The sequence below is a fragment of the Flavonifractor sp. An4 genome, from assembly GCF_002161755.1.
GTDB lineage: Bacteria > Bacillota > Clostridia > Oscillospirales > Oscillospiraceae > Flavonifractor > Flavonifractor avicola.
Genome location: NZ_NFIL01000020.1, coordinates 1 through 18,617 on the forward strand (window position 1 = coordinate 1; position 18,617 = coordinate 18,617).

Consider the following 18,617-nt stretch of genomic DNA (forward strand, 5'->3'; position numbering starts at 1 on the left):
GACCGTGGGCGTGGGACTGGGGGTGGCCGACGGCGTAGCTGTGGGAGTGGGGGAGACCACAGCTATCACCGGGACACTGGGCTGAGGCTCCTGCGGGGGCCGGGTGGCCAGAAACACGCCGCCTCCCGTAGCCACAGCCGCCGCCACCAGCAGAATGGCCACCTTGCTGCCCAGGGTCAGACCCCCGCCCCCGGCACCAACCGCCGCCGAAGCGGAGGCGGCAGCAGTTGCGGTGGAAGCCGCCGAGGTGGAAGCCGCGGTGGTGGCCGCCGCAGCAGAGGAGCCTGCCGCTGCCGCCGCGGTGAGGCCCAGAGCCCCCTTGACGGCCAGCAGCCCCCGCTCCATGGTCTGCGGGTCCACCGCCAGATTCTGCTCCTGGAGCACCATGGCCAGGAAGAGCAGTCCCGGGTTGAGGGCATGGAGCCGCACGCCGTCCCGCTGCTCCCGCTGGAGGATCAGCTTCTCCAGCGCCTTGCGGGCGTAGTTCAGGCGGCTTTTGACGGTGCCCTCGGCACATTCCAGAATGGACGCAATGTGCTTAATGGGGCACTGGTCGTAGTAGTAGAGCATGACGGCGGTGCGCTGCTCGTCGGGGAGCTGGTCCACCAGCTCCCCCAAAATCAGGCCCGTGTCCCGCTCGCACAGGGTATCCTCCGGCGAGGACACGGGTGGGCCGGAATCCAGAAGGTCAAACATAGCCTCCTCCTCCAGAGCGAACTCACGGGAGTCGGTCTGCATCTTCCGCTGATGGAGGGCCAGCCGGACCGCAATGCCACCGATCCAGGACCGCAGGGACTCCGGGTCCTTCAGCTTGTCGATGGAGCGGAACACGGCGATGAATACGTCCTGCACCACCTGCTCGGCCTGATCGGCCTGCCCCAGGATTTTCATGGCCTGGAGATAGACCATGCGATAACAGGCCTGATACAGCCGGGTAAAGACCTCCTCATCCCCCGCCCGAAGCCGGGCTACCGCCTCGGTGTTGGACAAATCGGACAAAAGCTGCATATGACTTCCTCCCTTTGGAACGTTTCTGTCTGTTTGTGTTGGAAAAGGCTCCGCCGGTTTTATCCCGCGAAAATTTTGTCTCACTTTTTCTCCATTGTACCATCATTCCCCAGCCCGAGACAACAAAAGCAGGACGGGCCTTTTCAGGGCCCGTCCTGCTCTGCGGTTGATAAGGTCATTTTTTCTGATTCCGCCTCCGCCTGCGGTCCCTCCGCCTGTTGAGGAAACGTCTGAACTTGTTTCCAAACAGATGGAAGATGGCATACCCGGCGGTGATGGCCACCCCAACAAACAGGATCCGCTGGAGCAGATGGATTACGGAGCCGGAAAACACATCGCTCCAGGTGGCGATATAGTCATACCCGTCGATCCAGGCGGAAAAGATGGCCAGAATGGAGATGATGGCCAGAGAGGTGTCCATCCGCTTGGAATCGTTGCGGTCGATGATGTCGCACTTGGTGTCAAACACCGTCTGCATCTGGGCCTGATTGCGCTGCATGAACGCCAGCTGCTCCTTGATCTTGAAGGCCTGGCGCAGCATATCGATGGACTTCTGGGAGGTGGGGTAGTTCACCTGAATGTCCCAGAAATCAATGGTTTTGGAGAAATTGTCGTAGATATTCTCCACCTGCTTGAGAAACTCCACCGGCTCGTCCACCGCCTTTGAGGTAATGAGGCGGATGATCTCCCGGTCGGCGATCTGGATGGCGGCCTCCTCCAGCAGAATGAGCTCGATGTAAAACAGGGTGATGGACTCCTCGCACAGCCGGTCCCGCAGGGTGGCCTGAAAGTCGGGGGTGAACTGGAGCACCACGTTGCTGTAGGCGCACACGAAGGCCCGGTCATACTGCCCCATGCCCTTTTCCGAGCTGATGGCGGCCACGATCTCCCGGTCCACGATCTCACCGAAATTCTCCCCGTCGGGGTAGATGGTCTCGGCGGCCAGCAGGGAGGCGATCTGGCTGGACTTCAGGCAGCTCTTGGCCTTGGGGATCACCGCAAAGATCTTGGGGGTGCCCCGCTTGATGACCCCATAGTTCAGGCTGACAAAGTCAAAGAAATTGGTGTGGCTGCCGTCCGCTCCCACCACCATCAGATTGTTGCGGATGATGTTGTCCATCAGGTGGCTGATGAGGAAGGGGGAGGAGAGGGAGTACCAGGTCAGCACTCCGCAGTTGCTGTCGGTGTCAATGGAAATGTACAGATCCACGAAGGCGGGAGCGCCGATGGGGTCGCCTGCCTCGTCGTAGCAGTCCACCGTTCCCTCTCTGGTGATCTGGACCGGAATCTTGCCCAGGTAATAGCGCTTAATGCGGCGCTTGAAGCCGGCCAGATCGTCCACATCCTCCAGCTGGGAGGGGACGCCCGCCTCATAGTGGGTGCGGAAGTCCATGTCCTTCAGCAGGGCGGCGGCTTTGCGGTCGGGCTGAGCCGGGCAGTCCTCCAGCAGGTCCATGGACCGGTACTGAACGGGCACCGACACAAACACATCGGGGATCACCGCCCATTCCGCCTGGCGGGAAGGGAGCATCTCCTCCAGCACACGGTTCATCAGGGGCGGGGCGGGATAGGGGGTTTTCTGGACATAAAAGACCCGGTCCCCCGCCATATGCTCCTCATACTGGGCCACGTTGATGAGCCGCTGGTACTGCAAATAGCTGTCGTAGTCCAGCTCCACCACGGACCCCATGGCCAGCTCCCCCTCCCGGGCCACAAAGCAGGCCACGCCGTGGTCCTCCACTGTGCCGTACCCGGCCACCGCCGTCTGTTCCTTCACCACACGGCAGGGGATCTGATACCGCTCCAGCAGGCCGGGGGAGGGGAGCAGCAGCTTGACCGTGCTGCCGATGGAGCAGGTATGGGCGGGGTCCTGGGGGGCATGGATGATGAGATTGTAGTCCTTGTCGATCTCCCGGATGGAGAAGTTCCGCTTCCGGTAGATCCCCAGGGAGTCCGGGTTGGACACGTCGCTGACCAGGTAGTGCCGGGGATAGTCCTTCAGGATCAGGTCGATGAGGCAGGCCCCCAGGCCCCGGTTCTGGCAGGCGGGGCGCACCGCCACCGACAGCAGGTAGAGCACATCCCCGGGCAGTCCCTCCACCACGTCGTGGAGGGAAGCGCTGTAGGGGAGGCCCTCGCCCCCATCCTCCCCGGCGAAGATCATCCGGAAGGAGGCAAAGTCCTCCCCCCGCACCTTACGGTAATCAAAGCAGAGCAGAAAGGCCGTCAGGGTGTCCCCGTCCCAGATCCCCCGGCAGTCTCCGTGCCGGAGGCAGTACAGCAGGCTGGGCCCGTAGGCCTTCCTCATATCCTGCATACGGGTGGCTTCCGAGGGGAAGGAGCGCTTGTAGAAATGATCGTCCTGGAAGCACTGACAGAACAGCTCCATCACCTGCTCCATATGACAGTCTCGCAGCATCCCGGTCGTCATGTCACATTACCTCAACCACATATTTTTTCAGCAGTTCTATGGGGTGGTAGGCCTGCTTGGCCCGCCGCAGGCCCGGGTCCCCCATATCCTCTTCCCGGTTGATACAGGTCACGTTTCCGCCTGTATAGGCGGCGGCGAACTGATTGACCAGCATCTGATAGGCGCCCTTGCAGCTTCGGTCGGCCTTTTCGATGTGGGTGAACAGGGTGTCGTTGACGATCTCCCCCAGGGAGAAGCCCACGATGGCCCCGTCGGCGGTGAGCACGCCCCCCACCATGCCGTACCGGTCCAGATTTTGCAGCACCTCCAGCACCCGGTCGTTTTCCTCCCGCTCCGTGGCCCCGGCGCCCGCGCCGGACAGATAGGTCTGGGTGAAAAAGGCCTCCACCGCCCCTACGTTTCCAGCGGTCAGGGGCTCAAAGGACCACCCCTCCACCCCCCGCTTGAACTGGCTGATCTGGTTGCGCTGGCCGCTGTACCGCTTGCCCCCCAGCTGGGCCAGATCGGAGGCCTGATACAGATAGTCGGCAAAATCGGTCTGCTCGCTGACGGCACACCCCGGACAGATGGCCTGGAATTCCTCCAGATAGCACTCCGGGACGGTGCAGAACCGCAGCGGGCCGGCCTCGGTCTGCCCCTTCAGCACCTGGATGCCGCCGGCCACATCGCCCCCCAGAGGGAGATTGTAGTACACCTGGCCGTCCTGGTCGTGGAGACGGGAATAAAAGATCTCCCCGTCCATGGCATATTCCATTTTATAGTAATTCCGCCACATGAACATTCCGCCCACGGTAAAGTCGCAGGTCCTGGATTTCATCTGTCGGAAATAAGGCTGAACAAGAGGAATCTCACTCAGCGTCAGTTGCTTAAATTGCATGATGTGTCTCTTTTCTTCGTCATAATAGAATCGCTGGCCTCCGCAGCGGCAAACAGCAGGGAAGGGCTCTGGAGCTGTGCGCTCCTGTATCATGCCCGTTTTTGTCCTTTTTCTTCCATAAGAGGGCCTGTTTTTCGCTTTGAGGCCCCTCTATTATCTACCAAGCCGCTCTACATTACAAGTCCCTTTCCTGCCGGAGCAGAAATATCTGTCGGTCCCCCTTCATATACTCCACCAGTGAATGAATGGAGGAGTGTTGCTGCTTGAAAGGGAACATCGAGGAACGCGCCTGCCGGCTGGCGCTTTACATCATAGAGAACCGTGCCACGGTGCGGGCCGCCGCCCGGCAGTTCGGCATCAGCAAATCCACCGTACATACAGATGTAATAAATTAGAATGTTTTATATGGGCAATACAATAAGGTTGACACGACCATAAGGTTTGTTACTCTGTTTTTAGGTAACCGTCAAATTGTTACCGGAACCCGTGGAGCATACCAATGAACAGGTTTTCCTGCTTGGCGTTGGGGAAGAACTCCACATACCGCTCACCGCAGTGGTGGCAGACCATAGCAAAGCAGGCAACAGAGTATTCTTCTCCGGTGAAAGACTGGACCTTGGTAAAGCCCCAGTCCATCTGGAACGCGTCTCCGGGGCCGGTGGTGTACCGCCGCCCACGGTTTCCCTGCGGAGCAACCGCATAGCGAGCAGGCGGAATGAGATGCTGGTGCGCCAGGATGTAGTTTTTAATCGTGGTCTGGCTGCCAGTATATCCGTTTGCACGGAGCCTGCTGAGGCACACAGCGGAGTTTGTCACGCCGTTCTTCAGCAGACCATCCAGGATACCTGTATAGCCGCTCAGGAGCGTGGTGCTCGCTTTCCGGCCCTTTGCGGCGTGCTCAGTGTCCTCACAAAGCCGTGCTCCTTCATCCGGCGCAGTCTGGCGCGGGAAATCCCGGTACGGCGCTTCAGCTCTGCAAGATTGACCTTCTCCAGCGAGAACTTGTCTCCCTGCTCGGCCATCATCTGCTCAATGGCTTTTGCCACCGCCGGGGACATGGCTGCGAAATTAGGTTGTTTCATCTTGTCTCCTTTCACCGGGGGCTGGCTATACCCCCAGTGTAAAGGAACTGCTCAAATTGTAAATAACGATTGGCGATTTTCGTCCGGCCAAAATTGGCGATTTTCACCCGGCCCGGAATGGCGGTTTTCGCCCGGCGCTAACAAAATCTCCGGGCGTATAAAAAGGCCGCCATCTCAGTGCGCAGGCATTGAGATGGCGGTCGGCATTTTCATTATGGTTTTGGAATTTTACATTCCTGGGGTGCGTTCGCCGGGAGGAAAGATTCTGCCCAAGCCTCATCGGTCTGGCTCAACCCCGGTGCGTTGTGCAGGAGCCAAACCAGGTAGCGGTAGGGATCCAGGTTATTCTCCTTTGCGGTCTCAATCAGGCTGTAGATCACGGCGCTGGACTGGGCGCCGGCAGGGGTGTTGGAAAAGAGCCAGTTCTTCCGGCCCATTACAAAAGGCTTTATGCTGCGCTCGGCACGGTTATTGGAGAGCTCCAGCCTGCCGTCCTCCAGATAGCGTACCAGGTAGGGCCACTGCTCCCCCAGATAGTGCAGGGCCTTGCCCAGGGCAGACTTGGGCGCGGTTTTGGCGCTGGACTCATTTGCCCATACCAACAAAGCGTCCAGAACCGGTCTTTACAGTTCCAGTCGCTTGGTATAGCGTTCTCCTGGCATCAGTTCCATGATAGACTACTCCATCTAAAACAACCTAATGCAATAACGCTCGTCAGTTGTCGCTAGAAAATCCTATGGTTCCTTTTCGGGCAACGTATACAGTGGCTCATTAACTTTTTGCCTAGCGTGTGCCCATCTGCTTACCATCTAAATGTGCTCTGGACAGTTTGTGGTAGTTGTCTACTTGTAATTAGCCGGAAAAGTCTCTATGCGGGCCTCCACTCGCTGGCTGCATTCCACCAGTTGATATTGCTAATTAGTTCTCTGTAAGCACGTTACTTTCTCCATACCTGTACCTCACTATCTCAAAGTCTTGTACGATTTTTGATACTTCCGTGTACTACACCATACACTTGTTTTCGGTAAAATGAAAATGTAGCAAATGGTACTCAAAAAGTGAGCACCCCAATGGCAAATAAAAAGAGCCATTGTCAGCACCTGAAATAAACGCTACCCTTTAGGTGGGATAACCATAAGGGGGTAGCAGAAAGGTGTTACGAATGGCTCAAATCAAGTATATCAAAGACCTCTACGAAAATGAAGAGGCAAGTTTGCGGGAAATATGCCGCATAACCGGCCACAGCTTTGAGACTGTCCGCAAGTACGCCTACCAGGAAAACTGGAGCGAGGACAATCTGCCGGATATTGAGCCACAGAGCTATCCGGTGCTGCAAGACTTCATCCCCATCATTGATAAATGGCTGGAGGAGGACCGAAAGGCCCCCAGGAAACAGCGCCATACAGTAATGCGGATTTACCACCGCCTGTGTGATGAGCATGGGTTTACTGGCTGCTATTCCACCGTGAAGAAGTATGTCCGCAAGAAAAAATATGTCATGAAAACTCTGAGTGCCGGGTATCTCCCTCTGGAGCACCCCAAAGGCTGGGGACAGGTGGACTTTGGCCTTGCGGAAGGCGAATGGGCCGCTACCGGAGAACGCTTTCCGTTCTATGCGCTGACGATCTCATTCCCCGGCTCTAACAACGGAGTAACGCAAGCGTTCCCGTCTCAAAACCAAGAGTGCCTGCTGGAAGGCATGAAGCGGATTTTTGAGCACATTGGCGGCGTCCCTCCCAGGCTGCGGTTTGACAACATGACCACGGCGGTTGCTCAGGTACTAAAAGATGGTGAGCGTGTCCTTACGGAGGGCTTTACCCGCTTTATGCTCCACTACCGTTTCCAGGCTGATTTTTGCAATCCGGCTTCCGGCAACGAAAAAGGCAATGTAGAGAACAAGGTTGGTTACAGCCGCCGCAATGCGTTTGTCCCGGTCCCAGTCATTACCTCGTTTGAGGAATTTAATGAACAGCTCTTGGAGTGGTGCGAAAAGGACGCTGACCGGCTCCACTACAAGCACAAGGTTCCCATCCGGGAACTTTGGGAAGAGGACAAGGCGGCACTTTTAGAGCTGCCGCAGTATCCCTTCTCTGTGTTCCGCTACAAAGAGCACCCCATGGATATTCTGGACTTTGCCAAGAAGGGCTACCACGGGGGACGGTATACCTGCGTCAATCTGCAAAACCCGGATACGGTGGAGTTCCGGATGTTCCGGGGCACCCTAAAAACCAACACCATTCTGGCTACCTTGGAATTGATCGACCGCATCTGTGATGCAGCAGTGCATCTGTCTGATGAAGAGCTGAAAGGCATGGCCTGGACTACCTTTGTATCCGGCTGTCAGCAGCCGGAGCTGGTGCAGTACCTGAAAGAACGGCGGCTCTATGTGAACGAGCCTGTGGAAAGCGAGGAGGAAAGCTGATGTGCTGTCTCTTTGGAATCATGGACAACAGCGGAAGTCTCACCGGTAAGCAAAAGACCAGGCTTATCCGGGCACTGGCGGCGGAGAGCGAGGTCCGGGGGACGGACGCCGCCGGCATCGCTTACAACAGCGGCGGCAGGCTCCAGATCTGCAAGGGTCCAGGCCCCGCCCGCAAGCACCGCTTCTTCGTGCCGGGAGACGCCAGAGTGGTAATGGGCCATACCCGCATGACGACCCAGGGGGACGCGAAATACCCTCAGAATAACCATCCCTTTGCGGGAAAGGTGGGCAGGCTGCACTTTGCCTTAGCCCACAATGGGGTGCTGTACAACGACAAGAGCCTGCGCAAGAGTAAGAAGCTGCCCCAGACCCACATTCAGACGGACAGCTATGTGGCGGTGCAGCTGCTGGAGCAACAGGGAGCCCTCACACCGGACAGCCTGAGCGAGATGGCTGAGACGGTGGAGGGCTCCTTTGTGTTTACGGTGCTGGACCATAAGGACCGGCTGTACCTGGTGAAGGGGGATAACCCGCTGACCATCTGGCATTACCCGCGGCTGGGGCTGTACATCTACGCCTCAACCCTGGCCATTCTGCATCAGGCAGTAAACCGCACCTGGCTGGCCGGGGAGCCCTTCCGGGAGGTACCGGTTTCTGACGGGGAGATCCTGAGATGGGACAAGCATGGCCTGACCACGGCGGGACAGTTCATGATGACCTATCCGATCTATCGCCCATGGCATCCCTGCGCCCGCTCGTATCAGCCGGACCGGAGCTATCTGCGCACCCTCAAGAACATTGCCTCCGCGCTGGGCTATACGCCGGAGGACATCGACGAGCTGCTGGAGGCCGGGTACTCCACCGATGAGATCGAGGAGGAGCTGTACGGAATCCCCAGCTGGCAGGGGTATCGTTAGGGTATACCTCAGCGAGACATAGATAAAGTCCCAACATAGTAACCTGGCCTAAGGAACAATTTCTGTAGTCTCAATAACCTTCGTTTTTAAGACAAGAGTGAAAAGGAGTCAAACGACACCTTTTGTACCTCTGTTTCTGTTGCAAAACCCGTATCAAAATCAATATATCAATTACCATACGTTTTTGAGACAGAGGAGGGAACTATGCATCACCAATTGATTGGATATGCCAGAGTATCCACTGCTGACCAAAATCTGGAGCGGCAGTTGGACATGCTTCGGCAACATGGAGCGGAAATTATCTTTCAGGAAAAAATGAGCGGTACCAAACGAGAGCGGCCAGAGCTAAACAAGCTGCTTTCCCACATAGCGTCAGGAGATACAGTCATTGTGGAGTCCCTTTCCAGACTGGGCAGGAGCACCAAAGACCTCATTGAATTGGTAGAGCAGATGAACAAAAAAGGGGTGCAGTTGGTGAGCCTCAAAGAGCAAATCGACACCAGCACCTCTACTGGCAAGCTACTCTTCACTCTCATGTCTGCCCTGGCTCAATTTGAACGGGATGTAATCGCCGAGCGTACCCGGGAGGGGTTAAATGCCGCCCGGGCCCGTGGTAGAAAAGGTGGACGGCCCCGGTGCAACCCGCATAGGTTGAACCAAGCACTCAAGCTCTATGTGTCTGGCCAACATACCGTGGCTGAAATCGAGGACTTAACGGGCATCAAAAAAGCTACCTTGTATAGATACCTGAAATATCAGCAATAGAGCCCTTGTCCACCGGGCACCTCGACACCAGCCCTGCCTAAATTTTCCATAAGCTTTACCTTTATTGTCACTGCCCCACTTAAGCAAATCCAGTTGCTTACGGAAAATTTATTCAGCTCTGGGATCTCACCGCCCGGTGGACAAGGCTTCATAATGAAATACTGGGAAATGGTTTCTATAAAATTAAATCAACAAATCCATAATGCTAAACTTAAAATTACACGCCATGTGAGTTTCAATAAACACACCTGCATGAAGTAGCCGGATAAATTTCTCTTGGGCATGATCTGCCATAAAATCGCGTGTATTTAACTCTTCTTTTGCTTTTTCGGGATTATAAAATACTTCATCAGCCATTCCATTTACTTTATTAAGGAGCATAGCCTCCCACTCTTCCCCTAAAAAGCCTTTTTCTACCAGCACATCAAGAATCAAATTACTGATTACCATCTCGTCGTTCAAGGTATAGTAAAATTCATTTGCATAACGATCAATGAGGCCAACTGGGTTAGGCAGGAGATCCTCGTAGATCTTCGGGAAACAGATTTCATTTAAGAAAACCGTTTTGAGCAACAATTCAGCTTCTAATTCTGGAGAGCTGCACTCCGTCAATTTTTTTACTTCATTTATGATTTTATGAGGCTGAAGCCGTCTTTCAAGTCTGTATAGATTTATTCCAAGATACTTATTATCTTTTGTGCTTTTGCAAATACGGGTCAAATCTGCTTTATAAAGCTCTAAAAAATCTTCATATTTTATTTTCCTTAATTTCGACAAGAATTTCTTATACGATTTCTGCACCCTATCTTGATACCCGCCGTCTTGCTCTGTATTTAAAGCATCCTTGATTCCCTTGTAAAGATTTCCGATGCGTTTGTCCACTTTACTGACAACATCATCTGTTTCCTCCAAATCGTAATAACGAGTCCATTCATACTCGCTATCTTTGGTTATCGCATTCCACTGAGTACCTTCCTTGATATATACCCGCCCTTGATTTAAGCGACGCTGGCGGAATTTCCGCAGTTTGTCTGCCTCTGATTGTAACAGGAATGGTTCCCTGTAATTTGGAGAGTCTGGATTTACAAAATCGAGTGGATGATTTTTCTTTACAAAGTCAAGATATGTCATTGCTTTCACTCGCTTACTTGCGTGCAAAAAGGAACTACATACAGCAAATACATATGCCTCATAAGCGTGGTGTGCAAGTGGAGAGTCCACACAGAATAGCTGGGATGCCAAATCTGACTTTTTTATCATATCATATATTTTTCGGAGGACTCGATCCAAACGTTCTGATGGAGAGAGTTCTTTAATAAAACTGTTTTCGCAAAATTTTGCAATCACCTCTCCGAGTATTTCCAGATCCAAAAAACAATCTTTGTCTTCACGGTACTGTTTCTCTAAGGGCGCTGAATTCCAACGGAAGTTCTTTGTGCGGCTAAACACACTGTCTTCGGGGAAATAGGTCTTCATGATTACCTCCAAAAATTTTTGTCCCAACTCTCCCGGCTCAAATTGGCTAGAATTGTAGCCAGAAAGTCAAGTGAAGAGGTGATGCATTTGTCCAAAAGGGAGAAAATCAAGCTACCCGTCAAAGCGGGCATCTACGACTACGAACAGCGTGCGGGGGCAATTTCCCTAAGAAAAAAGTATCAATTTCAAATAGAAAGGGGTGATATTGGAGAAGCACCTAACTGTCTGCTTCTCAAGGATGATGCCAGTGGGTTCACTTTCGGTTATCTTGAGGCGGATGACCAAGACTCTCTTGTCGGGATACCCGAAGGGGAAGAGGGAAATATCCTCGTGGTTGGTGGAAATGGGAGCGGAAAAAGTTACGGAGTCGCAGCGCCTACACTAAAAAGTTGGCACGGTGCGATTTGTGCGACAGATATAAAGGGCGAGCTCTCTAAGCGGTACGAAGTGTTATACCAAAGCGGAACCGCTGTCCGTCCATACCTTATCTTCGATCCCACTCAAACGGATGGTCCCAGTTATGACCCATTCTGGTGGCTGTTGGAGGATTCTGCAAGCAATCTTATGAGTAATATCTGGGAAATTGTCCTGGCGATTGTCCCCGCTGCTATGGAGGACAACCAGCCCTTCTGGGTTGAGTCTGAGCAAGCCCTATTCGCTGCGTCACTCCTCTATTTTTTCAAACTTGGCCTGAGTTTCAGTGAAACAGTCTGCGAAATTATGAGTACCGACATTTCTTCTCTATGTGAGACGATCTCTGTCAGCGAGGACGTTCAGGTAAAGATGCTCCTAGGAAGTCCTATGGCTCTGAAAGCTGATGTACTGGCTGCAATCGACCGTGGCCTGCGTAATAAACTCATGCTTTTCGCCAGTGATCCTTACATCGGTCACGCCTTCCGAGGTGTGAGAGAGGGGGCCATGTGCTTTAACTGGAATGATCTGGAGCACACCAATATTTTCTTGCATATTCCGGCAAACAAAGTGGAGCAGTGGGGCGGAGCAGTCAATCTTATGTTGACACAACTTCTGCGTTACTTGGAGCGGCGGCCAGAGAAATACTGCCTGGAAGCAGAACAAATCCCACAGACGCTCTTACTGCTGGACGAATTTGCGCGATTTGGAAAGCTGGAAATGCTCCCGGCTGCCATGGCTACTCTGCGGAGCAAGAAGGTCAACATCTGTCTCATGGTTCAGAGTATCGCCCAGATCGATGCAATCTACGGGGAATCAGAGCGACGCATCATCTTGGACAACTGCCAGTTCCAAGCCATTTTGCGGGCTAATGACCCAGAGACCCAAGAAACCCTTTGCAAGCTGATCGGAACGCGCATCCAACGGCATCATAGCGTCAGCCAGCAACTAGGTACTTCCATGAAGGACACTGTTGAGTACAGTATTCAGACTAGCGAGGTGAGGGACTGGATGGTCTGTCCCCACGAACTTGCCACATTAAAGGATGTTCTGCTATTAACTCCGCACGGTTTTTTGCGCGTACAAAAGTTTGCTCCAAGTGAAATTAATGTACCTTCTAGGAGCTTTACCAATACCCACTCGAACCCATTCTTTTGCAACGAGGGAGCAGTGATACTCATGATTGAGGAGAGGATAAAGAACGCTGATAGGCGAACCCGATCTATGGAACACCAGAGACGGCTGGCTCAAAAGCAGGCCAACGATAATAAGCGCAAACAGAAGGATCAGCTTAAGTATATCCTCGGCGGCTTGGTATTGAAATACTTCCCGGAGCTGAGCGAGATCGTCCCAGAAAGAACAGAGACTGAAACACAGGAACGATTTCGACATATAGAAGTCCTCCTGTCCTACCTCTCCAACAGGCGTGATCTGGTTCAGCAGCTCCAAGATAATGCCAGCAGCAAAGCGTCAACTATCTCCTAGGACATCGATGTGTAAGTGGACAGGCAGAAAAAAGTCTAGAGAAAGGAACGGTATCCATGGCTAACTACCATCTCGAAGTGCAAGTCATCAGCCGCGGCAAGGGCCGCTCTGTTACTCGTTTGGCAAACTATATCAGTGGTAAACGACTGTGCGACCCCTATCAGAGTACGACCTACTACAAGCAGCGAAAAGATGTACTATATTACAATATATTCCAGCCTGCCAATGCACCGCCTGCATTCCACGACCTCCAGCATCTCTGCAACGCCATTGAGGAAGCAGAGCACCGCTATGATGCCCGAACTGCAAGGGAGTTTAAAGGGTCACTCCCAAACGAACTCCCCCGGCAGGAATTAATTCAGATCATCAGTGAATTCATAGAGACAAACTTCTTGAGTCGAGGACTATGTGCAATCGCTGCAATACACGAAGGACGCAACTATCAAGATCCTTCAAGGAATAATCCCCATGTTCATATCATCGTTCCCACCCGCACAGTAGAGTTGGATGGGTTCAGCAAGAGGAAAGACCGTGAACACAATAAGCGGAAATACATTGATATCTGGCGGGAGCAATGGGCACTTGTCCAAAATCTAGCCTATGAGCGCAACGGTCTAGATGTCCGAGTCAGCCACGAAAGTCTCTTCGTGCAAGGTCGCTATGGCCGAGAACCAGTCAACCATCTCTCGTTAGTGGATTGGCAAAAGGAACAGCGAGGAGAGATCACACCTGCCGGAGCGCGCAGGCGGGAACTAGAGGCACAAAACAAGGCTCGTATCCTGCGTCCCCAGATAGACCTGGAAATTGACCACATGTTGAGGCGATAAAGGTTGCTATTACTTATTATATCACAGATGTAGCCCGTAGAGAGGGGACATTTTTTACAACGGTACGCATATATTGGGGATAAAGCCTTGGAAACAGGAGGTGAGCTACTGCTGTGAAGGAGCGCAGGCTAAATTACCGGTTTCACAATCCAAATTCAGCGGTAGCCACCGCTGATTACATATTAAAAGTTTTTGTGGAAGCAAGTCAGGAAAAGGCACGGCTTGCCATACAGCAAGCCGCCGATGGGCCGGATGACGCCAGAAAAAAGGACAGTGAGGGACACCCTGCATGAGTGGGGTGTCCCTTTTCCTGTTGTACTATTAATCACTTCATGATAAAATAAAGATGCAACAGGAAGGCTTGATTTTAACAGAGAGGTTTTGCTATGAACATCGCTGCTTACTGCCGCGTTTCTACCGACAAGGAAGATCAACTCAACAGCCTGGAAGCGCAGAAAGAGTTCTTTTCCGAATATACCAAACGCACTGGAGATAATCTTGTGCGCCTCTATGCCGACGAGGGTATTTCCGGGACAAAAATAAAGAACCGCAAGGAGTTCCTGCGGATGATGGCGGATGCAGAGCATGGGCTTTTTGAGATGGTGGTAGTCAAAGACATTTCACGCTTTGCTAGAAATACCGTTGACCTCTTACAAAATGTTCGTAAATTAAAGGCACTAGGAATTGAAACGCAGTTCCTGACCGCCAACATGACCAGCATGGGCAACAGCGAATTTGTGCTGACCATCTTCGGGGCTCTGGCCCAGGAGGAGAGCGCCAACACCTCCAAGCGCGTGAAATTCGGCAAGAAGATGAACGCGGAAAAAGGCCGCGTCCCCAACATTGTCTACGGGTACGATAAGACCATTGGTGACTACTTCAATCTTGCTATCAATGAGAAAGAGGCTGCGGTGATCCGCCAAATTTACCAGTGGTACCTCAAAGATGGCTACGGTGCAGCTAAAATCTCTATCCTGCTCAACGAGCGGGGGTTGCGTACCAAGCGAAATTGCCAATGGAGCCAGGCTGGCGTCTGCCGTATCCTGACCAATGAACTCTATACGGGGAAGATTATCAACGGCAAACAGGAGGTCACTGACTTTTTGACCGGCCAGCGGGCAGACAAGGATGTCTCGGAATGGATGGTCGTAGAACGTCCGGAACTGCGTATTATTGACCCGGAGTCCTTTGAACAGGCTCAGCGTATGATGGAGGAGCGAGGACGTCAGTTCAAAGTGGAAAAAATGAGACAAAGCAATAAGTATCTGTTCTCCACTCTGATTCGATGTAAAGAATGCGGTTGGTCCTTCCGGCGGACTGTCCGCACCTATAAGAACACCTATGTCCGCTGGGTCTGCTCCGGCCACAACGGCAAAGGGGCAGACAACTGTCCCAACGCTGTGACGGTAGACGAGGAGGAACTCATTGAGGTTTTGCAGGAATACTTCGCCGGGCTGCTGAAAGCAAAGAAGAATGTCATCCGCTATGTGGTAGGGGAATTCCAGCGGGTCTACAGGGCAAAGGATGAAAACCTGAACTATGAAAAGGAACTGACTTCCCAGCTTACCAAGCTGCAAAAGACCCGGCAGAAATACATGGATATGTATGCTGACGATCTGATTAGCCGGGAGGAACTCAACGACAAGATTGGCGGAATGCGCAAAGAGATCGAGCGGCTGGAAAATGAGCTGAAAATGGTGTCCTACCACCTCACCAAGGGGGAGCAGCTGGAAACCATCCTGCATCAAACCTTCAAGGAGATTGAGGACATTGCCGATGTACGGCAGATGACCAACGCCCAACTGAAGCGGATCATCCAGAAGATCGAAGTGGATAAGGACGGGAACGTGGATATTTATCTGCGCCTGTTCGGTGATTTGGGCTTGGACGAAACCGTTCTAATTCGTAACGACGAAACATAAGGACCTCAGTGAACGCCTGCCCTCCTTCAACCGGCCCCTGTACCTCCAGGTAAAGGGGGTGCTGGAGGAGAACAAGGCCGAGCGCCACATCCGGGGAGGCATCGCCACCCGGCGAAAATACAAAGGCATCTAAACAAAAACCGGCGGGCTGCTGATGCAGCCCGCCGGTTCAGACAGTCAAAAAAGTGGCTGCGGCCACTTTTTTGACTGTCTGCTAAACTTTTGAGGCCTTCCATAAGTCCTCAAAAGTTGTTTGATTGCACGCGAAAGGGAACCCTGACGGTTCCCTTTCACACTATCCTTCCCTCCGAAACCTTTGGCCAGGGGTCTTTTTCGACAGTCTAAACCGGCGGGCCGCTGACGCAGCCCGCCGGTTTCATCCCTCTGATTACTTGGCGTAATCCACCACTTTGGTCTCCCGGATCATGTTCACCTTGATCTGGCCGGGGTATTCCAGCTCTTCCTCGATCTTCTTGGCGATGTCCCGGGCCAGCAGCACCATCTGGTCCTCGCTGACCTTGTCGGGAGCCACCATGATGCGGACCTCCCGTCCCGCCTGGATGGCGTAGGACTTCTCCACACCGGGGAAGGAAGAGGTGACCTCCTCCAGCTTCTCCAGACGCTTGATGTAGTTCTCCAGGTTCTCACGCCGGGCGCCGGGCCGGGCAGCGGAGATGGCGTCGGCCGCCTGAACCAGGCAGGCCACCACCGTCTGGGGCTCCACATCGTTGTGGTGGGCCTGGATGGCGTGGATCACGTTCTCGCTCTCCCGGTACTTCCGGGCCAGCTCCACGCCGATCTGGACGTGGGAGCCCTCCACCTCGTGGTCGATGGCCTTGCCCAGGTCATGGAGCAGGCCGGCCCGCTTGGCTTCGGTAATGTCGGCGCCGATCTCGGCGGCCAGCAGCCCCGCCAGGTGGGAGACCTCGATGGAGTGGTTGAGCACGTTCTGGCCGTAGCTGGTGCGGTAGCGCATCCGGCCCAGCAGCTTGATGAGCTCGGGGTGCAGGCCGTGGACGTTGGTCTCAAAGACGGCCCGCTCGCCCTCGGCCTTGATAGTGGCGTCCACCTCCCGCTTGGCCTTCTCCACCATCTCCTCAATGCGGGTGGGGTGGATGCGGCCGTCCTGGATCAGTTTCTCCAGAGCCAGCCGGGCGATCTCCCGGCGGACGGGATCGAAGCAGGAGACGGTGATCACCTCGGGGGTGTCGTCAATGTTCAGGTCCACGCCGGTCAGGGTCTCCAGGGTGCGGATGTTGCGGCCCTCGCGGCCGATGATGCGGCCCTTCATCTCATCGTTGGGCAGGGGTACCACAGAGACGGTGGCTTCCGCCACATGGTCCGCGGCGCAGCGCTGGATGGCCAGGGACAGGATCTCCTTGGCGCGCTGGTCGGCTTCTTCCTTGAACTGGGCCTCGATCTCCCGCACCTTCATGGCCGACTCGTGGGTCACTTCCTCGGCCAGCTGGTTGATCAGGTAGTCCTTGGCCTCCTCGGCGGTAAAGCCGGAGATGCGCTCCAGCACCTCCATCTGGGTCTTTTTGACGGTGGCCACCTCTTCCCGGGCCTCTTCCAGCTCGGCCAGCTTGCGCTGCAGGGTGTCCTCCTTCTTCTCCATGTTCTCGGTCTTGCGGTCCAGGTTCTCTTCTTTCTGCTGCAAGCGCCGCTCCTGCTTCTGCAGGTCGGCCCGGCGCTCTTTTACTTCCCGTTCGTACTCGTTGCGGGCCTGGAGGATCTCCTCCTTGGCCTCCACCAGGGCCTCGCGCTTCTTGCTCTCGGCGCTCTTGATGGACTCGTTGATGATGCGCTTGGCCTCCTCCTCCGCGCTGGAGATCTCCTTCTCTGCCACGCGGCGGCGGTACTGGATGCCGAGCACAAAAAACACCACAGCCGCGACCACGAACGCGATGACGGCTGCTAATATGACAGGCAACATGAGCCGGGTTTACACCTCCATCTGTTTTGATTTTTGTTTCAATCGTTTTGTTCAATTCCCATGTGGGCGGCGGGCAAGGATTTGTCCGACCCGCACAAAAATTTGAAGAGCGTACCCCTTGCTCTTCAAAAAATGCACCGAATCTATTTTAAGGCTGTCCGCTCCTTCTGTCAAGGAAATTCGTCTCCGGAAGAATCCATTCCTGCCTGATTTCCCGGGAAAAGGTCGGACGCGCTGCAAAATTGCAGCGCGTCCTTCAAATTTGTTCCATGGCGCCGGGGGCAGGGGATTCCTCCCGCTGAAACTCGGTCATGGTACCCCAGTACCGCTTGGGCATCTGGGTCATGCGGCATTTGGGGTTATAGCGGCCCTCAATGGCGATGGTGTCGTAAAACCGCCGCCACAAGGCCCGGTAATCCAATTCACCTGCCCCGGGCGGGGCCAGGTCGAACCGGTCCAGAGGCACAATGGCCCACTTCCCCTTCTGGCAGAACAGGGCCTCCCGGTGGGTGCGGTCGTAGAGCACCAGGGTCTCGCCGGGGTAGCGGGCGGCAAAGTGGGGCCGCAGCAGGGGAAGCACCCAGTTTTTTGGCTCGATCTCTCCCACCAGGGCCCCGTCCTGGTCGGAGAAGCGGGTAAAGCCCTTGAGCAGGTGGGCCTCGTGGGTCAGGTGCTGGACCGCCTTGCCCAGAACAGCCACCCGGGGGTCGGTGAGATCCCGCACCACCGACGGCCCCCGCTCATAGCCCAGCCGGAGGAAGTCCCACAGGGCCAGCTCCCGCTCCTCCAGGCAGGTGAGAAAGCCGTAGGTCACCAGGCGGCGGCCCTGCTGGCCCATGCTCCGGTCCAGAGAGCGGTACACCCGCCGGGCCTTCTGGTCGTCGGTGTCCACCGTCCGCTGGGGCCACAGAGTCACCCGGCCGTCCCCGTAGGTGAGGAAGCAGGCGGGCTCCTCCTTGTTGGCGTAGGCCATAAACACACAGGTAAGGAACCCGGCAAAGCTGCCGTCATAAGAATAGGAAAACCTGGGCCAGTCCATGGGGACCTCCTTTCAAAAG

Annotated in this window: 16 protein-coding genes and 2 pseudogenes; 9 read left to right on the forward strand and 9 right to left on the reverse strand. The window is 54.5% G+C overall.

Annotated features, from left to right (window positions below; all coding sequences use genetic code 11):
• The 3 genes from B5F94_RS17045 to B5F94_RS09785 all read right to left on the reverse strand — a co-directional run.
• Nucleotides 1-1,008 (reverse strand): RNA polymerase sigma factor (locus B5F94_RS17045; RefSeq protein WP_087329786.1); only part of this gene is annotated, 1,008 nt, incomplete at its 3' end.
• Nucleotides 1,009-1,183: 175 nt separating this feature from the next.
• Nucleotides 1,184-3,439, reverse strand: a complete 2,256-nt coding sequence (locus B5F94_RS09780) for a GNAT family N-acetyltransferase (RefSeq protein ID WP_087329788.1) — start codon at nt 3,437-3,439, stop codon at nt 1,184-1,186.
• A 1-nt stretch (nt 3,440) separates the two neighbouring features.
• A complete protein-coding gene (locus B5F94_RS09785; protein ID WP_158100273.1) occupies nt 3,441-4,316 on the reverse strand; it encodes a DUF2156 domain-containing protein in 876 nt (291 codons plus the stop codon).
• 263 nt (nt 4,317-4,579) lie between these two features.
• Between B5F94_RS09785 and B5F94_RS09790 the strand changes: the two are divergent.
• Nucleotides 4,580-4,702, forward strand: a pseudogene (locus tag B5F94_RS09790) (sporulation transcriptional regulator SpoIIID); the annotation flags it as partial.
• Nucleotides 4,703-4,790: 88 nt separating this feature from the next.
• On the opposite strand, the gene B5F94_RS16705 reads toward B5F94_RS09790, so the two are convergent.
• From B5F94_RS16705 to B5F94_RS09800, 3 genes are all read right to left on the reverse strand, one after another.
• A complete protein-coding gene (locus B5F94_RS16705) occupies nt 4,791-5,132 on the reverse strand; it encodes a hypothetical protein (RefSeq protein WP_204247480.1) in 342 nt (113 codons plus the stop codon).
• Nucleotides 5,133-5,173: 41 nt separating this feature from the next.
• Entirely contained in the window at nt 5,174-5,398 is a 225-nt protein-coding gene (locus B5F94_RS09795; RefSeq protein ID WP_204220802.1) for a hypothetical protein, read from the reverse strand.
• 212 nt (nt 5,399-5,610) lie between these two features.
• Nucleotides 5,611-6,012, reverse strand: a complete 402-nt coding sequence (locus B5F94_RS09800; RefSeq protein ID WP_255396451.1) for an IS66 family transposase — start codon at nt 6,010-6,012, stop codon at nt 5,611-5,613.
• A gap of 548 nt (nt 6,013-6,560) precedes the next feature.
• On the opposite strand from B5F94_RS09800, the gene istA reads away from it, so the two are divergent.
• The 3 genes from istA (at nt 6,561) to B5F94_RS09815 (ending at nt 9,502) form a co-directional block, all read left to right on the forward strand.
• Nucleotides 6,561-7,820 carry an IS21 family transposase gene (gene istA / locus B5F94_RS09805; protein ID WP_087329793.1) on the forward strand — a complete coding sequence of 420 codons (1,260 nt, stop codon included), beginning with the start codon at nt 6,561-6,563 and terminating at the stop codon, nt 7,818-7,820.
• Nucleotides 7,820-8,737 (forward strand): class II glutamine amidotransferase, encoded by a 918-nt coding sequence (locus B5F94_RS09810; protein ID WP_087329795.1) that lies wholly within the window; start codon nt 7,820-7,822, stop codon nt 8,735-8,737. The genes istA and B5F94_RS09810 overlap by 1 nt, the downstream gene beginning before the upstream one ends.
• Before the next feature lie 204 nt (nt 8,738-8,941).
• On the forward strand, nt 8,942-9,502 hold the full coding sequence (locus B5F94_RS09815) for a recombinase family protein (protein WP_087187211.1): 561 nt from the start codon (nt 8,942-8,944) through the stop codon (nt 9,500-9,502).
• A 183-nt stretch (nt 9,503-9,685) separates the two neighbouring features.
• On the opposite strand, the gene B5F94_RS09820 is transcribed toward B5F94_RS09815, so the two are convergent.
• Nucleotides 9,686-10,978: a hypothetical protein gene (locus B5F94_RS09820; protein WP_087187212.1), complete on the reverse strand. Its 1,293-nt coding sequence runs from the start codon at nt 10,976-10,978 to the stop codon at nt 9,686-9,688.
• An 87-nt stretch (nt 10,979-11,065) separates the two neighbouring features.
• Here B5F94_RS09820 and B5F94_RS09825 point away from each other — a divergent pair, with 87 nt between their 5' ends.
• The 5 genes and pseudogenes from B5F94_RS09825 to B5F94_RS09845 all read left to right on the forward strand — a co-directional run.
• Entirely contained in the window at nt 11,066-12,874 is a 1,809-nt protein-coding gene (locus B5F94_RS09825) for a type IV secretory system conjugative DNA transfer family protein (RefSeq protein ID WP_158094649.1), read from the forward strand.
• Between the two features lie 56 nt (nt 12,875-12,930).
• Complete coding sequence (locus B5F94_RS09830) at nt 12,931-13,701, forward strand: MobA/MobL family protein (RefSeq protein ID WP_087187214.1); 771 nt, start codon at nt 12,931-12,933, stop codon at nt 13,699-13,701.
• Between the two features lie 113 nt (nt 13,702-13,814).
• On the forward strand, nt 13,815-13,994 hold the full coding sequence (locus B5F94_RS09835) for a hypothetical protein (protein ID WP_087187215.1): 180 nt from the start codon (nt 13,815-13,817) through the stop codon (nt 13,992-13,994).
• Nucleotides 13,995-14,087: 93 nt separating this feature from the next.
• Nucleotides 14,088-15,623, forward strand: a complete 1,536-nt coding sequence (locus B5F94_RS09840) for a recombinase family protein (RefSeq protein ID WP_087329797.1) — start codon at nt 14,088-14,090, stop codon at nt 15,621-15,623.
• A pseudogene (locus B5F94_RS09845) lies at nt 15,610-15,756 on the forward strand (sporulation transcriptional regulator SpoIIID); the annotation flags it as partial. The gene B5F94_RS09840 and the pseudogene B5F94_RS09845, both read left to right, overlap by 14 nt.
• Nucleotides 15,757-16,011: 255 nt before the next feature.
• Here the strand turns inward: B5F94_RS09845 and rny are convergent.
• Nucleotides 16,012-17,559: a ribonuclease Y gene (rny, locus tag B5F94_RS09850; protein WP_087329799.1), complete on the reverse strand. Its 1,548-nt coding sequence runs from the start codon at nt 17,557-17,559 to the stop codon at nt 16,012-16,014.
• Between the two features lie 256 nt (nt 17,560-17,815).
• Nucleotides 17,816-18,598, reverse strand: a complete 783-nt coding sequence (locus tag B5F94_RS09855) for a TIGR03915 family putative DNA repair protein (RefSeq protein WP_087329801.1) — start codon at nt 18,596-18,598, stop codon at nt 17,816-17,818.
• Between the last annotated feature and the right edge of the window lie 19 nt (nt 18,599-18,617).

Coding starts and splice junctions, on each gene's coding strand:
- B5F94_RS09780 (WP_087329788.1), bottom strand. CDS start 3,439: ATGACGACCGGGATGCTGCGAGACTGTCATATGGAGCAGGTGATGGAG.
- B5F94_RS09785 (WP_158100273.1), bottom strand. CDS start 4,316: ATGCAATTTAAGCAACTGACGCTGAGTGAGATTCCTCTTGTTCAGCCT.
- B5F94_RS09795 (WP_204220802.1), bottom strand. CDS start 5,398: ATGAAACAACCTAATTTCGCAGCCATGTCCCCGGCGGTGGCAAAAGCC.
- istA (WP_087329793.1), top strand. CDS start 6,561: ATGGCTCAAATCAAGTATATCAAAGACCTCTACGAAAATGAAGAGGCA.
- B5F94_RS09810 (WP_087329795.1), top strand. CDS start 7,820: ATGTGCTGTCTCTTTGGAATCATGGACAACAGCGGAAGTCTCACCGGT.
- B5F94_RS09815 (WP_087187211.1), top strand. CDS start 8,942: ATGCATCACCAATTGATTGGATATGCCAGAGTATCCACTGCTGACCAA.
- B5F94_RS09820 (WP_087187212.1), bottom strand. CDS start 10,978: ATGAAGACCTATTTCCCCGAAGACAGTGTGTTTAGCCGCACAAAGAAC.
- B5F94_RS09830 (WP_087187214.1), top strand. CDS start 12,931: ATGGCTAACTACCATCTCGAAGTGCAAGTCATCAGCCGCGGCAAGGGC.
- B5F94_RS09840 (WP_087329797.1), top strand. CDS start 14,088: ATGAACATCGCTGCTTACTGCCGCGTTTCTACCGACAAGGAAGATCAA.
- rny (WP_087329799.1), bottom strand. CDS start 17,559: ATGTTGCCTGTCATATTAGCAGCCGTCATCGCGTTCGTGGTCGCGGCT.
- B5F94_RS09855 (WP_087329801.1), bottom strand. CDS start 18,598: ATGGACTGGCCCAGGTTTTCCTATTCTTATGACGGCAGCTTTGCCGGG.